14 protein-coding genes and 1 tRNA gene are annotated in these 13,549 nt (G+C 72.2%); 10 read left to right on the top strand and 5 right to left on the bottom strand.

Going from position 1 to position 13,549, the window contains the following annotated elements; genetic code table 11:
* Positions 1-237 (top strand): DUF397 domain-containing protein, encoded by a 237-nt coding sequence (locus ACFWXC_RS18750; RefSeq protein WP_384479953.1) that lies wholly within the window; start codon positions 1-3, stop codon positions 235-237.
* Positions 238-290: 53 nt separating this feature from the next.
* Here the strand turns inward: ACFWXC_RS18750 and ACFWXC_RS18745 are convergent.
* Positions 291-378: transfer RNA gene (locus ACFWXC_RS18745), tRNA-Leu, on the bottom strand.
* 211 nt (positions 379-589) lie between these two features.
* Between ACFWXC_RS18745 and ACFWXC_RS18740 the strand changes: the two genes are divergently transcribed.
* The 3 genes from ACFWXC_RS18740 (at position 590) to ACFWXC_RS18730 (ending at position 3,398) form a co-directional block, all read left to right on the top strand.
* Positions 590-1,915, top strand: coding sequence for a M20/M25/M40 family metallo-hydrolase (locus tag ACFWXC_RS18740; RefSeq protein ID WP_384479951.1), 1,326 nt, complete (start codon positions 590-592; stop codon positions 1,913-1,915).
* 145 nt (positions 1,916-2,060) lie between these two features.
* On the top strand, positions 2,061-2,294 hold the full coding sequence (chpH, locus tag ACFWXC_RS18735; RefSeq protein ID WP_046732802.1) for a chaplin ChpH: 234 nt from the start codon (positions 2,061-2,063) through the stop codon (positions 2,292-2,294).
* A 135-nt stretch (positions 2,295-2,429) separates the two neighbouring features.
* On the top strand, positions 2,430-3,398 hold the full coding sequence (locus tag ACFWXC_RS18730; RefSeq protein WP_384479949.1) for a chaplin family protein: 969 nt from the start codon (positions 2,430-2,432) through the stop codon (positions 3,396-3,398).
* 104 nt (positions 3,399-3,502) lie between these two features.
* On the opposite strand, the gene ACFWXC_RS18725 is transcribed toward ACFWXC_RS18730, so the two are convergent.
* Entirely contained in the window at positions 3,503-3,691 is a 189-nt protein-coding gene (locus ACFWXC_RS18725; RefSeq protein WP_046732800.1) for a DUF5703 family protein, read from the bottom strand.
* 47 nt (positions 3,692-3,738) lie between these two features.
* On the opposite strand from ACFWXC_RS18725, the gene ACFWXC_RS18720 reads away from it, so the two are divergent.
* Positions 3,739-4,461, top strand: coding sequence for a hypothetical protein (locus tag ACFWXC_RS18720; protein ID WP_384479947.1), 723 nt, complete (start codon positions 3,739-3,741; stop codon positions 4,459-4,461).
* Between the two features lie 101 nt (positions 4,462-4,562).
* Here ACFWXC_RS18720 and ACFWXC_RS18715 read toward each other — a convergent pair whose 3' ends face one another.
* The gene (locus tag ACFWXC_RS18715) at positions 4,563-6,905 is read right to left on the bottom strand and encodes a helix-hairpin-helix domain-containing protein (RefSeq protein ID WP_384479945.1); all 2,343 of its coding nucleotides are present in this window, start codon (positions 6,903-6,905) and stop codon (positions 4,563-4,565) included.
* Complete coding sequence (locus ACFWXC_RS18710) at positions 6,902-7,885, bottom strand: aldo/keto reductase (protein WP_362571049.1); 984 nt, start codon at positions 7,883-7,885, stop codon at positions 6,902-6,904. The genes ACFWXC_RS18715 and ACFWXC_RS18710 overlap by 4 nt, the downstream gene beginning before the upstream one ends.
* Positions 7,886-8,140: 255 nt before the next feature.
* Here ACFWXC_RS18710 and ACFWXC_RS18705 point away from each other — a divergent pair, with 255 nt between their 5' ends.
* On the top strand, positions 8,141-9,196 hold the full coding sequence (locus tag ACFWXC_RS18705) for an LLM class F420-dependent oxidoreductase (protein WP_384479943.1): 1,056 nt from the start codon (positions 8,141-8,143) through the stop codon (positions 9,194-9,196).
* Positions 9,197-9,424: 228 nt separating this feature from the next.
* Complete coding sequence (locus tag ACFWXC_RS18700; protein ID WP_384479941.1) at positions 9,425-10,213, top strand: ferritin-like domain-containing protein; 789 nt, start codon at positions 9,425-9,427, stop codon at positions 10,211-10,213.
* A 34-nt stretch (positions 10,214-10,247) separates the two neighbouring features.
* Here the strand turns inward: ACFWXC_RS18700 and corA are convergent, their stop codons facing one another.
* Entirely contained in the window at positions 10,248-11,252 is a 1,005-nt protein-coding gene (gene corA / locus ACFWXC_RS18695; protein ID WP_384479940.1) for a magnesium/cobalt transporter CorA, read from the bottom strand.
* Between the two features lie 62 nt (positions 11,253-11,314).
* On the opposite strand from corA, the gene ACFWXC_RS18690 reads away from it, so the two are divergent.
* The 3 genes from ACFWXC_RS18690 to ACFWXC_RS18680 all read left to right on the top strand — a co-directional run bounded on the left by ACFWXC_RS18690 (position 11,315) and on the right by ACFWXC_RS18680 (position 13,479).
* Complete coding sequence (locus ACFWXC_RS18690; RefSeq protein WP_384479938.1) at positions 11,315-12,001, top strand: histidine phosphatase family protein; 687 nt, start codon at positions 11,315-11,317, stop codon at positions 11,999-12,001.
* A gap of 108 nt (positions 12,002-12,109) precedes the next feature.
* A complete protein-coding gene (locus ACFWXC_RS18685; RefSeq protein ID WP_384479936.1) occupies positions 12,110-12,700 on the top strand; it encodes a DUF3090 domain-containing protein in 591 nt (196 codons plus the stop codon).
* Positions 12,664-13,479 carry an SCO1664 family protein gene (locus tag ACFWXC_RS18680; RefSeq protein WP_384479934.1) on the top strand — a complete coding sequence of 272 codons (816 nt, stop codon included), beginning with the start codon at positions 12,664-12,666 and terminating at the stop codon, positions 13,477-13,479. The genes ACFWXC_RS18685 and ACFWXC_RS18680 overlap by 37 nt, the downstream gene beginning before the upstream one ends.
* Positions 13,480-13,549 lie beyond the last annotated feature (70 nt).

Raw genomic sequence — 13,549 nt, 5'->3', positions numbered from 1 at the left:
ATGAAGCACGTTGACGACGCGTCGACTCTGCCGGTGACCTGGTGGAAGTCCTCGGCGTCCGCATCACAGTCCGACTGCGTGGAATGCGGGATCGTCGACGGGGCGACGGTCGCCGTCCGCGACAGCAAGCGGCCCCACGGGCCCGCGCTGCTGCTGGGCCGAACGGCACTCTCCGCGTTCACCTCGGCCGTGCCCCTCGGAAACCCCGGGGACGGCCGAATAGGCCGCCTCGGCTGACCCGCACCTCTCCCCGAAAACCAAGAAACCCCTGCTCAGCAGGGGTTTCTTCGTGGTGTCCGAGGGGGGACTTGAACCCCCACGCCCGATAAAGGGCACTAGCACCTCAAGCTAGCGCGTCTGCCATTCCGCCACCCGGACAAGGTGTCTGTCGCGCGGGGTTTCCCTCGCGGCGACGGAGGAAACATTACCAGGCTTTCGGAGGTGGCCGATCACACCCTGTTCCGGGGACGGGCGGGCGTGAACGGCGTGTGACGGACCCGGACCGGTCTTGGGCTCGGAGCCGGAAGGGAGAGAGGATGACGGAAAGGATGACAGGGACCGGCCGGCAGTGACAGCGGAAGGAAGCAGCGTGAGCGAGACGGATACGGCCAGGAGCGTCACCGGCGAGGACGAGGTCGTGGACCTCTGCCGCGAGCTGATCCGCTTCGACACCAGCAACTACGGCGACCACTCCGGGCCGGGCGAGCGCAAGGCCGCCGAGTGGGTGGCCGAGAAGCTCGCCGAGGTCGGCCTCGAGCCGAAGATCTTCGAATCGCACCCGGGCCGCGCCTCGACGGTGGCCCGCATCGAGGGCGCGGACCCGACCCGCCCCGCGCTGCTGATCCACGGCCACCTCGACGTCGTACCGGCCAACGCCGACGACTGGACCCACCACCCGTTCTCCGGCGAGATCGCTGACGGGTGCGTGTGGGGCCGCGGCGCGGTCGACATGAAGGACATGGACGCGATGACCCTGGCGGTCGTACGGGACCGGCTGCGCAGCGGCCGGAAGCCGCCCCGGGACATCGTGCTCGCCTTCCTCGCCGACGAGGAGGCCGGCGGCACCTGGGGCGCCCGGCACCTCGTCGACCAGCACCCGGACCTCTTCGAGGGCGTCACCGAGGCGATCAGCGAGGTGGGCGGCTTCTCCTTCACGGTGAACGAGCAGCGCCGGCTCTATCTGATCCAGACGGCCGAGAAGGGCATGCACTGGATGAAGCTGAAGGTGGCCGGCACCGCCGGGCACGGTTCGATGATCCACCGCGACAACGCGATCACCGAGCTGTCCGAGGCCGTCGCCCGGCTCGGCCGGCACAAGTTCCCGGTACGGGTCACCAAGACCACCCGGGCCTTCCTGGACGAACTGGGCGACGCGCTCGGCACCGAACTGGACCCGGAGGACATGGAGTCGACGCTGGCCCGGCTCGGCGGCATCGCCAAGCTCATCGGCGCGACCCTGAGCAACACCGCCAACCCCACCCAGCTGAACGCCGGTTACAAGGTCAACGTCATCCCCGGCGAGGCCACCGCGCACGTGGACGGCCGGTTCCTGCCCGGTCACGAGGACGAGTTCCTCGCCGACCTCGACCGGATCCTCGGCCCGAACGTGGTCCGCGCGGACGTGCACTCCGACAAGGCGCTGGAGACGTCCTTCGACGGGGCGCTGGTGGAGGCCATGCAGTCCTCGCTGCTGGCCGAGGACCCCACCGCCAAGGCGATCCCCTACATGCTCTCCGGCGGCACCGACGCCAAGTCCTTCGACGACCTCGGCATCCGCGGCTTCGGTTTCGCACCGCTGAAGCTGCCGCCGGAGCTGGACTTCGCGGGCATGTTCCACGGCGTGGACGAGCGGGTGCCGGTGGACGGTCTGCAGTTCGGCGTGCGGGTGCTCGACCGCTTCATCGACGCGTCGTGAAGTCCTGGCTTCAGGTAATCGGGCGGCTGTACGAGATCGACTGAAAAGAGTGAATGCGACGATAAGCTCGTAGCTCCATTACTTCCTCCTCGTTACATCTAATGCGATCCGCTACTTGGGATCGCATTGCCAACAAGGAGGAATAATGCTCAAGAAGGTCGTCGCTGCTGCGGCTGCCACTGGTGGTCTGGTTCTCGCGGGTGCGGGCCTGGCTGTCGCCGATTCGGGTGCCCAGGGCGCTGCCGTGGGTTCCCCGGGTGTCATCTCCGGCAACGTGATCCAGGTTCCCGTGCACGTCCCGGTGAACGTCTGCGGCAACACGATCTCGGTGATCGGGCTGCTGAACCCCGCCTTCGGCAACACCTGCATCAACAAGTGACGCCCACTCCCTGAGGGGCGTCTTTCCGTCGGCCCCGGAGCGCGCGCCATGCGCTCCGGGGCCGACCGGTTTTTTCGCGGGCTCTTTCCGCGAGAAATGCAACGGTCAGGATCCAAGGCAGGGGGGAATTCAGAAATGCGACAGGGCACCCGTAAGGGCCTCATGACAGTGGCCGCGGCGACCGGCGTGATCGCCGCGGCGGGCGGTTACGCCCACGCCGACTCGGGGGCCGCCGGCTCCGCCACCGACTCACCCGGTGTGCTCTCCGGGAACACGGTGCAGGCGCCGGTGCACGTGCCGGTGAACGTCTGCGGCAACACTGTGAACGTCGTCGGCGCCCTCAACCCGTCGATGGGCAACAAGTGCGCCAACCACGGCGGCGGGGGCGGTGCTTCCACCGGGCACGGCGGACACGCGGGGCACGGGGGCGGGCACGGAAGCCACGGCGGCTCGCACGCCGGGGGACACACCGGTGGCTCACCCGGGGTCGGTTCGGGCAACACCGTGCAGGTGCCGATCGACGTCCCGGTCAACGTGTGCGGGAACAGCGTCAACGTCATCGGGGTCGGCAACAGCGCCGTGGGCGACGAGTGCGCCAACGGGGGGAGTTCCGGACATTCCGGCCACTCCGGCGACTGCCACCCCACGCAGCCGCCCGGGCACGGGGGACACGGGACCCCTCCGGGGCACGGGGGACACGGAGGGCACGGCGGCAACCCGCCCGGGAAGCCGGGACAGCCGGGGCACCCTGGGACTCCGGGCCAGCCCGGGACTCCGGGGCAGCCGGGGCACCCCGGGACTCCGGGCCAGCCCGGAACCCCCGGACAGCCGGGACACCCTGGGCAGCCGGGTCAGCCGGGCAACCCGGGCCAGCACCCCGGTACGCCTCCCGGTCACTCCGGGGGACGGACCGTCACGACCGGTATCCACGGCTCCGACCTCGTCGACCCGCTGGGCAGCCTCTCGGTGACCCGGCCCGGCCCGGCCGCCGCGCAGCTCGCGCACACCGGTAGTGACCTGCCGCTGGGCCTCGCGCTCCCGGCGGGCGCCGGCGCGCTGCTCGCGGGCGCGGTGCTGTACCGCAAGGCGCGTGCCTCGGCGTAGTGCACGGACCGTGACGCTCTCCCCGGAGGGGGCGCCCCCGGCGGCGGCGCGTGGAACGGAGCGGGCCCCGTCGATGCGGGGCCCCTTCCGTCATTCGGCGAGTCTCACCATGTGGCACGCACCTGGCGGATGATCCGCCGGCGCAACCGCACCCTGCGGCTGCCGTCGCGCATGAGGCTCAGTCGGTCCAACTCCCAGTGTCCGTACTCGGCATGGTCCGTCAGCAGGCGTGTCGCCTCCTTGCGGGACACCCCGCGAGGCACGTACACGTCGACAAATTCGTATTCCGGCATCGCATCTATTGTGCGGGCTGGTGCCCGGTACGGATAGCGTCTGCACTATGTCTGATGCTGCGCAGCCCACCGCTGCCGAGGTACGCGCCGCCGCCGAGGCGGTCAAGACCGCGCTCGACCGCCATTTGGCCGCGGTCGAACGCAGGTCGGGGGAGGACGACCCGGCTGTCTATGAGGCGTTCAACCAGCTGGCCGCGGCCGCCGAGGTCTACGACGAGCTGCTCTACGACCGCTATGACGAGGTCACCCCCTTCGAGATCCCCGGTACCGAGGACTCGCTGCCACCGTATGCGGGGCCCGAAGAACCGAACGCGATCAGCGTGCTGATCCGCCGCGACTACGCCGTGGCGGAACCACAGCGGCTGCTGGCGCAGGCCCAGCGGGTCGAGGCGGCGGAGTACGACGACGGTCCCGGCGCGGACCAGGACGCCGCCGGCACGATCCACGGGGCGCTGGGGATCCTTTTCGGCGAGTTCGAGCCGGACGAGATCGCCTCCCGGCACAAGGAGTTCGGCCTGGAGGAGGGCGACTCCACACTGTGGGTGACCGCGGCGGACGAGCAGGCCGAGCCCGGTGAGTGGCTGGAGGCCCCGTTCGAGGGGGTCGATCCGCAGCGGGTCGTGTGCCGGTTCGACGTCAGCGCGGTGTTCGACGACGAGGACGGCGACGACGGCGAGGACACCGGGCGCAGCGAGGACGGGGACGAGCTGGACGACGACCTCGACCTCGATGAGGACGAGGACCTGGAGTCGTTGGACGCCGAACGCTGACCCTCCGGGCGGCCGGCGGTGCCTTGCGGGCCTTGAGGCCGGTGGGGCACCGCCGGTCACCGGACACGGCGGGAACAGCGGAGGAGAGGGGTGGGGCCGGGTCAGGCTTCGGCCGTCGCCGGTGCCTGTGTCTTGAGGAGTAGCGGGAGGCGGGTCGTCCGGGGCTTCGGCAGGGTCTCGGCCACCGCCTTCGACAGGGCCTGCTCCACGCCGTGGACCACCGACAGATGCCGCTCCGCCCGGCTGAACGCCGTGTACACCCAGGGGCGGCTGAGGGACTGGGCCGCGTCCCCGGGCAGCACCACGACCGCGGCGGGCCAGCGGCCGGCCGCCGCCTGGTGGGCGGTCAGCGCCCAGCCGTGGCGTACGGCCTGTTCCACTCGCTCCTTCGGTACGACGACGGGCGTGCCCGCGCACGACAGGTGCAGTCCCTCGGCGTCGGCGTTCACCACCTGGCCCGGGACCGTACGGCCCGGCGTGGGGGAGTAGGCGATCCGGTCACCCGGGTCGAAGCCGCCGAAGCGGCCGGGGCCCGGATTGAGCCGTTCCTTGAGCGCCGCGTTGAGAGCGCGGGTGCCGGCCGTGCCGCCGTGGCCCGGGGTGATCACCACGGTCTGCTCGGCGGGGACGCCGATGGCGCGCGGGACGGAGTCGGCGACCAGCTGCACCGTCCGGTGCACCGCCTCGCCCGCGTCCCGCACCGGCACGATCACGATCTCCTTGCCGGGCGCCTCGACCTGGTTCAGCTCGCCGGCGCCGATCCCGGAGACCAGTTCGCCGAGCGGGCCGGGGTCGGGCGTGCGCGAGGCGATCGCCGGGCACACCCGGGCCGCCAGCAGGTCGGCGAAGACCCGCCCGGGGCCCGCCGACCACAGCACCGCCGGATCCCCGCTCAGCACCAGCCGGGCCCCGTCGGGCAGCGCCTCCACGAGCATCGCCGCGCCCTCCACGTCCAGCTGGGGCGCGTCCAGCACGATCAGCAGATCGAGGTCCAGGGCACCCTCCGCGTCCCGGCCCGGCCCCTCGGCGCCGGAGAGCAGACCGGCGACGGTGCCGACGGCCGACTCGCCGTCTGCCGGCAGGGCGGCCGGGCGGCGGTTTCCGTCCGGGGTGTGGGTGGCGGCGAAGGCACGCAGCCCGGCGCTCCGGGCGGCGCCGAGCAGGGCCGCCGGTTCGGCGCGCGCCGCCTCGCCGCCCGTGTGCAGCACCAGGCCGTGTGCGGCGACCGCCGCCGCCAGCTCGGCCGCGCCGCCGGTGGCCGCCGCGGCGGCCGCCTCCCAGCGCTCCTCGGCGTCCTTGTCCTTGGACAGGGAGTTGACCAGCCGGGCCAGTCCGTCGGCGAGGCTCTCCTCGGCCATCGCGTACCGCTCCAGACCGACCAGCACGCGGACCGGCCGCTCCTCCTCGTCGTCCTCCGGCTCGGGGGCGCCCGGATCCAGCGGGTCCTGGAAGACCAGCGCGTCGCCCTCAGCGATCGCGTCCTGCACGGCCGTCTCCGGATCGGGCACCGCCCGCTGGGCCAGCGCGGCGATGAGCGCCGGCATCTCCAGCGCGGTGTGCCCGGCCAGGGCGGCCTGCTCCAGGAGCCAGCCGGTTACGGCCCGGCCGCGCCGCTCGTCGTCCGGACCGCACTCCGCGCCCAGCAGCGCCCGCGCGAACCCGTCCGCCTGGTCCGGTCGTACGCCGGTGACCCGGAGCAGCTGCCAGGGGTCCTCCCGCAGCATGGTGTCCGCGCCCTCACCGAGGGCGGCGGCGATCTGGGGGGCGAGCGACTCGGGCGCGCCGCCTTCGGTCAGCAGCGCCCCTACCGCCGCGACCGTCTCCGTGGCGGGCGCGACGGCGGCAGGCGCCGGCCGAGGCCTGTGGACCGGCTCCGGGGCGGGCGCCGGGCGCGGGGCGGGCTCCGGGGCGGCGAACACGGTGGCCGCCGGCCGTTCGCCGCTCTCCACCGCCCGGATCGCGGCGAGCAGGTCGGCCGCCTTGCCGCTGAGCTTGGTCCCGGCCTCGACCGGCCCCGCCTTCTCGGCCTTCCGTCGCTCGATTCGCTCCCGCTCGACCCGCTGGGCAGCCAGCTCGGCCTCGGCCTCGGACAGCCGGCCGCCCCCCGCCGAGTCACCGTCCCCCGAGCCGGACCCCTCCGCCCCACCGGCCGCGGACCCGGGTTCGCCGTCCTCGGTCCGGTCGCTGCCGCCGCTTGCTCCGCCCGGGCCGGGCTGACCGCCCTCCGCGTCACCGGCCGCGACCGCGGTCCCGGGCTCGCCACTCTCGGCCCGGTCCCTGTCGCCGTCGCCCGCTCGGCCCGTGTCGGCCGTACGGGAACCGGCTGTCCGCGGATCGCTCGCCGCGGCCGTGCCGGCGGTGAGGTCCTCGGCCTCCGGCGTCCCCCCGGCCGTCGTTCCCTCGTCGGCCTCGGGCGTGGCGCCCAGCCCCGGCTCCGTGCTCACAGCGTGCTCCAGTCGTGATCGGGATAGCGGTGCACGGGCGCCGACACGTCGTCGAGCGCCCGGCAGATCTCGTCAGGAAGAGTAAGCGCCTCCACTGACAATGCCCCCGTGAGCTGCTGCGCGTTGCGCGCGCCGACGATCGGTGCGGCCACGCCCGGCCGGTCCCGCACCCAGGCGAGCGCCACCTGGAGCGGGGTGACCGCGAGCCCGTCCGCCGCCGTCTGCACCGCGTCCACGATCCGGGTCGCGGTGTCGTCGAGATACGGCGCGACGAACGGCGCCAGATGCTCGGAGGCACCTCTGGAGTCCGGGGGAGTGGAGTGGCGGTACTTCGCGGTCAGCACGCCCCGGCCCAGCGGGGAGGACGGCAGCAGGCCGATGCCGAGGTCGAGGGCGGCCGGCAGCACCTCGCGCTCCACGCCCCGCTGGAGCAGCGAGTACTCCAGCTGGGTGCTGGCCAGCCGGGTGCGGGTGCCCGGCGCCGCGAGCTGCCAGGTCGCCGCCTTCGCGATCTGCCAGCCGCAGAAGTTGGAGACCCCGGCGTACCGGGCGCGGCCGCTGCTCACGGCCAGGTCGAGGGCCTGGAGGGTCTCCTCCAGCGGGGTGTCCGGGTCGTAGGCGTGCACGTGCCAGACGTCGACGTAGTCGGTGCCGAGGCGGGCCAGAGAGGCGTCGAGCGCGGCGAGCAGATGGCCGCGGGAGCCGTTGAAACGCCGGTCGGGGTCGGGGACGCTGCCCGCCTTCGTCGAGATGACCAGGTCCCGGCGCGGCACCAGCCCTTCTATGAGCTGTCCGAGCAGGTACTCGGCCTCTCCGTCGCCGTACACGTCCGCGGTGTCGACGAGGGTTCCGCCGGCCTCCCAGAACGCCTTCAGCATGTCCGCGGCGTCGTGCTCGTCGACGTCCCGGCCCCAGGTGAGGGTGCCGAGCCCGATCCGGGACACGCGCAGGCCGGTACGGCCGAGATGCCTCTGCTCCATGTCCGCGAGATTACTGGCCAGAGTTGGTGCGTTGGGTTGCCTGTGGATAACCGATTTCACAAGGCAGCGGTGCCTTGCGGGAGGCGGGAGCCGACCCACCCAGGGGCGCGGGGAGTATCGATCTGCGCTCCGCCGCGTGGGTGTGACCGGCCCCCACGACCCGCAGTCGAACGCCAACCGATCCCCCCGTGTAGAAATCCTCCGCGCTAAGGTCTCTCGCAACAGCGACGTTACTGATCGGTAAGGGGATCGGCCATGAAGCTCGGGATCAACCTCGGCTACTGGGGTGCCGGGATGGACGGGGACAATCTGGCCGTGGCGCAGGAGGCCGAGCGGCTCGGGTACGCCGTGTGCTGGGCCGCCGAGGCCTACGGCTCCGACGCCGCCACCGTGCTCAGCTGGGTCGCCGCCCAGACCGAGCGGATCGACGTCGGCTCGGCCATCTTCCAGATCCCGGCCCGGCAGCCCGCGATGACCGCGATGACCGCCGCGACGCTCGACTCGCTCTCCAAGGGCCGCTTCCGGCTCGGCCTCGGCGTCTCCGGCCCGCAGGTGTCCGAGGGCTGGTACGGCGTCAAGTTCGACAAGCCGCTCTCCCGCACCCGCGAGTACGTGGAGATCGTGCGCAGGGCGATGAGCCGCGAGCGGCTGTCGTACGAGGGCGAGCACTGGACGCTGCCGCTGCCGGGTGGTCCCGGCAAGCCGATCAAGCTGACCGTGCACCCGGAGCGCGAGCACATCCCGGTCTACATCGCCGCCATCGGGCCGAAGAACCTGGAGCAGACCGGTGAGATCGCCGACGGCGCGCTGCTGATCTTCCCCTCCGCCGAGCACCTGGAGGAGACGGCCGTCAAGTACCTGCGCGCGGGGCGGGAGAAGGCCGGCCGGACCCTCGACGGGTTCGACATCTGCCCGACGCTGCCGCTCGCCGTCGGCGAGGACAAGGACGTGGCCACGCTCGCCGACACCTTCCGGCCGTACACCGCGCTGTACGTCGGCGGCATGGGCAGCCGTAAGCAGAACTTCTACAACCAGCTCGCCCAGCGCATGGGGTACGAGCAGGAGGCCGCCGAGATCCAGGACAAGTACCTCGCGGGGGACAAGAACGGGGCCGCGGCCGCCGTTCCGCACGACCTGATCGACAAGACCACCCTGCTGGGTTCCGTGGACCGGATCGCCGACCGGATGAAGGCCTACGCGGCCGCCGGGGTCACCACGCTGTCCCTCGCGCCCGCCGGGTTCGCCCTGGACGAGCGGCTCGCCTCGCTGCGGGCCGGCGCCGAGGCCCTGGAGCGCGCCGGGCTCGCGTAAGCGCCTGGGCGAGAGAGAAGTCCGCGGCCGTGGTGGGGGCTCGGGGGTCTTCCCCGCCACGGCCGTCACGCAGAACAACGCGCCCGCGCCCGCGCGGTTACGCCCCCGGCGTGACCCTGGTGCTCCTCCTTTCGGCCGAGTTCGTCCGCACAGCTGTTGCAGCTGTCCGGATGCGGCATTTGACTCGTTCTCTGCGGGTCTGGTGAGTCCTCCGGAGGGGTGCCCACGATGCTTTCGGCCAAGAGTCTGTTCCTGGAGATCCTCGACAACGACGAGTCCTTCCGGCTCTTCTGCTCCATCGCGGCCAGCGGGGAGTCCCAGGGCGGCTGGGAGAACGCCCGGATCGCCGCACTGGTACCGCGCAGCGAACGCGACCTCGCCCCCAAGATCACCCGCCATGGCGCCGACGAGGACAAGCACGGGCGTATCTTCGGCGCCCTCATGAAGAGGCGCGGGCTCACCCCCGTCCCGGTCCCGCCCGACACCGACTACACGCTGCTCCTGGAGCGGCACGGCATCGGGCTCGCCCACGACAAGCTCCGGGCCGACCGGCCGCTCACCGAGCAGGACATCGTCACCTACCTCGCCCACAGCCGGGTCACCGAGCAGCGCGCCTCGGAGCAGATGGAACTGCTGCGCAGGCACTTCGCCGACCATCCGGACCTCGGCCGTGCGGTGCGGATGATCTCCGACGACGAGGACAACCACCTCGCCTACTGCCACGAGGAACTGCTCCGGTTCGCCGCCGCCGGGCACGGCCGCGCCATCCAGCGCACCCTGCGCGAGTGCGCACTCGCCGAGATCCGGATCTACCGGGACGTCAGCCTCGCCGTCACGGCCCACATGGGCCGCATCCTCGGCTGGCCGAAGGGCAGGTCCGCGCTCCTCGCGTTCGGCATCCACGCCGTCTACGCCTACGAGCGCGCCGGCGGCTGGCGCCGGATGGTCTCGCTGCGGATGCCGGAGCGCAGGAACGCCCTGGGCGGCCCCGCCACCCCCGCCCCCGAGCTCGCCTGAGCACGAGGAAGGCGCCCGGCCGCCGGCACGCGCCTCACATCCAGCCGCGGCGCTTGAACAGCCGGTACAGCACCAGCTCCAGGGTCGCCATGAGCAGGATCACCGCCGGGTACCCCCAGAGCCAGTGCAGCTCGGGCATGTGGTCGAAGTTCATGCCGTAGATCCCCGCGATCAGCGTGGGGACCGCGGCCATGGCCGCCCACGCGGAGATCTTCCGCATGTCGTCGTTCTGCCGCACGCTCATCTGCGCGAGATGGGCGCTGAGGACGTCCGACACCAGCCGGTCCAGGGCCTCCACGCCCTCGTTCACGCGCAGGAGGTGGTCGTTGACGTCCCGGAAGAAGGGGCGGGCGTCCTCGCGCACGAAGGGCACCGTCAGGCCGCTGCCGTACGGGCCCACTCCCGCCAGCTTGGTCATGGGCGTGGCCAGCGGCACGGTGGCCCGGCGGAACTCCAGGATCTGCCGCTTGAAGGTGTAGATCCGCGACGCGCTGTGCCGGGAGCCGCCGCCGCTCGGCGAGAACACCTCGGCCTCCAGCTCCTCCAGGTCGTTCTGCAGCTCGGTCGCGACCTCCAGGTAGTTGTCGACGACCGCGTCGGAGATCGAGTACAGCACCCCCGTCGGCCCGTGTTTGAGCAGCTCGTGCTGCTCTTCGAGATGGCGCCGGATGTCCCCGAGCGGCGAGGGCGTCCCGTGGCGCACAGTCACCACGAAGGAGTCCCCGATGAAGATCATCAGCTCGCCGGAGGTCACCGTGTCGCTCTGCGGCTCGTACGTCACCGGCTTCAGGACGACGAACAGCGAGTCGTCGTACACCTCCAGCTTGGGCCGCTGGTGGGCGGTCAGGGCGTCCTCGACGGCCAGCGGATGCAGCCCGAACTCATCGGTGACCAGGTCGAACTCGTGCTCCGTCGGCTCGTACAGGCCGATCCAGAGAAAACTGTCGCCACGCGCGCGTGCCTCCGCGAGGGCGTCGGAGAAGTCCTGTGGGGTCTCCGTCCGCTGCCCGTCGCGGTAGATGGCACAGTCGACGATCACGGAGAGTATTGTCCCGTCGCCCGGTCCGCACCGCATTCCGGGGTACGCCTACCCTGGGCGGCATGCCCACGCTGATCCTCGTAAGGCACGGACGGTCCACCGCCAACACCTCCGGGCTGCTCGCCGGCTGGACGCCGGGCGTCGCCCTCGACGAGCGCGGAGCCGCCCAGGCCGCCGCGCTGCCCGGCCGGCTCGCCGGGCTGCCGATCTCCGAGGTCGTCGCCAGCCCGCTGCAGCGCTGCCAGGAGACGATCCGCCCGCTGCTGGACGCCCGCCCGGGACTCACCGCCCACACCGACGAGCGGATCGGCGAGGCCCACTACGGCGACTGGTCCGGCCGCAAGCTCGCCGAGCTCAAGGATGACCCGCTGATGGAGGTGGTGCAGGCGCACCCGTCGGCGGCCGCCTTCCCGGGCGGGGAGTCCATGCGCGCCATGCAGACCCGCGCCGCCGAGGCCGTACGCGAGTGGAACGCGCGCGTGGAGCGCGACCACGGCTCCGACGCCGTCTACCTGATGTGCTCGCACGGCGACATCATCAAGTCGCTCGTCGCGGACGCGCTCGGCCTGCATCTCGACCTCTTCCAGCGGATCTCCGTCGAACCGTGTTCCATCACCGCGATCCGTTACACCCGCCTGCGGCCGTTTCTCGTTCGTCTCGGGGACACCGGGGATTTCGCGTCCCTTGCCCCCCGCGAGGAACCTCCGGGGGAAGACGCCCCGGTCGGTGGCGGTGCCGGCGCGCCGTGATCGTCAGCCGCAGTAGGGTGAAGCGATCCACGTAGTCGCCGACCGGCAACCCGCACGGTCAGTCGCCCTTCCGAGCCCACGCACTCTCGATTCCCATGGAGACAGGACGTGTCCCGTCAGGTGTTCCTCTACGATCCGCCGGACCGCTTCGTCGCGGGCACGGTCGGACTGCCCGGACGCCGTACGTTCTTCCTCCAGGCCACGGCCGGCCCCCGGACGACCAGCGTGGCCCTGGAGAAGACCCAGGTCGCCGCGCTCGCCGAACGCATGGACGAACTCCTCGACGAGGTCGTCCGGCGCAGCGGCGGCAACGCGGCCGTCCCCGCCGTCGCCCCCACCGAGATCAGCGACAGCGCCCCGCTGGACACCCCCGTCGAGGAGGAGTTCCGCGTCGGCACCATGGCGCTCGCCTGGGACGGCGAGGAAGAGCGCATGATCGTCGAGGCGCAGGCGCTCGTGGAACTGGACGCCGACTCCGACGAGGACCTCGCCGAGGCCGAGGAGCGGCTCCTGCAGGACGAGGAGAACGGGCCCCCGATGCTGCGGGTCCGGCTGACCGGCGCGCAGGCCAGGGCCTTCGCCAAGCGCGCCCTGGACGTCGTCAACGCCGGGCGGCCGCCGTGCCCGCTGTGCAGCCTCCCGCTCGACCCGGAAGGACACGTATGTCCGCGCCAGAACGGATACCGCCGCGGAGCGTGACCCCCGCCGAACTGCTCGTCCACGGTGAGCTGAAGGTGCGCGGCCGTATCCGCGACGCCTCCAACGCGGCGCTGTTCTGCACGGTCGCGCACGACGGCGAGGAAGCGTCCTGCGTCTACAAGCCGGTCGCCGGGGAACGCCCGCTGTGGGACTTCCCCGACGGCACCCTCGCCCAGCGCGAGGTCGCCGCCTACGAGGTCGCCGCGGCCACCGGCTGGGACCTGGTCCCGCCCACCGTGCTGCGCGACGGGCCCTACGGCGAGGGCATGTGCCAGCTCTGGATCGACGTCGACCCCGAGAGCGCCGACCTGCTCGCCCTGGTCGACGCGGAGGAACCGGAACCGGGCTGGAAGGCGATCGGGTTCGCCGAGGTCGGCGAGGGGAAGACCGCGCTGCTGGTGCACGCCGACGACGAACGGCTGCGCCGGCTCGCCGTCCTCGACGCCGTGATCAACAACGCCGACCGCAAGGGCGGCCATCTGCTGCCCACCGCCGACGGGCGCCTGTACGGCATCGACCACGGGGTCACCTTCAACGTCGACAACAAGCTGCGCACCCTGCTGTGGGGCTGGGCGGGGCAGTCGCTCACCGGCGAGGCCGTCGAGGCCCTCAAGGGGCTCCGTGAGGCCCTCGGCGGGGTGCTGGGGGCTCGGCTGGCCGAGCTGATCACCGCCGCCGAACTCGACGCCACGCGCGCGCGTGTCGACGCGCTGCTCACCAGCGGAAAGCACCCGGAACCGAGCGGAGAGTGGCCGGCCATCCCCTGGCCGCCCGTGTGACCGGCCCGCAGCACATCGCGGACGCAAGATCAAGAGGGCCTTCCCGGCCATCTGGCCTGGTCCGGTTCGT

Origin of the sequence: Streptomyces sp. NPDC058683 (assembly GCF_042716195.1) — a bacterium.
GTDB lineage: Bacteria > Actinomycetota > Actinomycetes > Streptomycetales > Streptomycetaceae > Streptomyces.
Note: the sequence above shows the minus strand (reverse complement) of the source record. Positions and strands in the feature narration are given on the sequence as shown.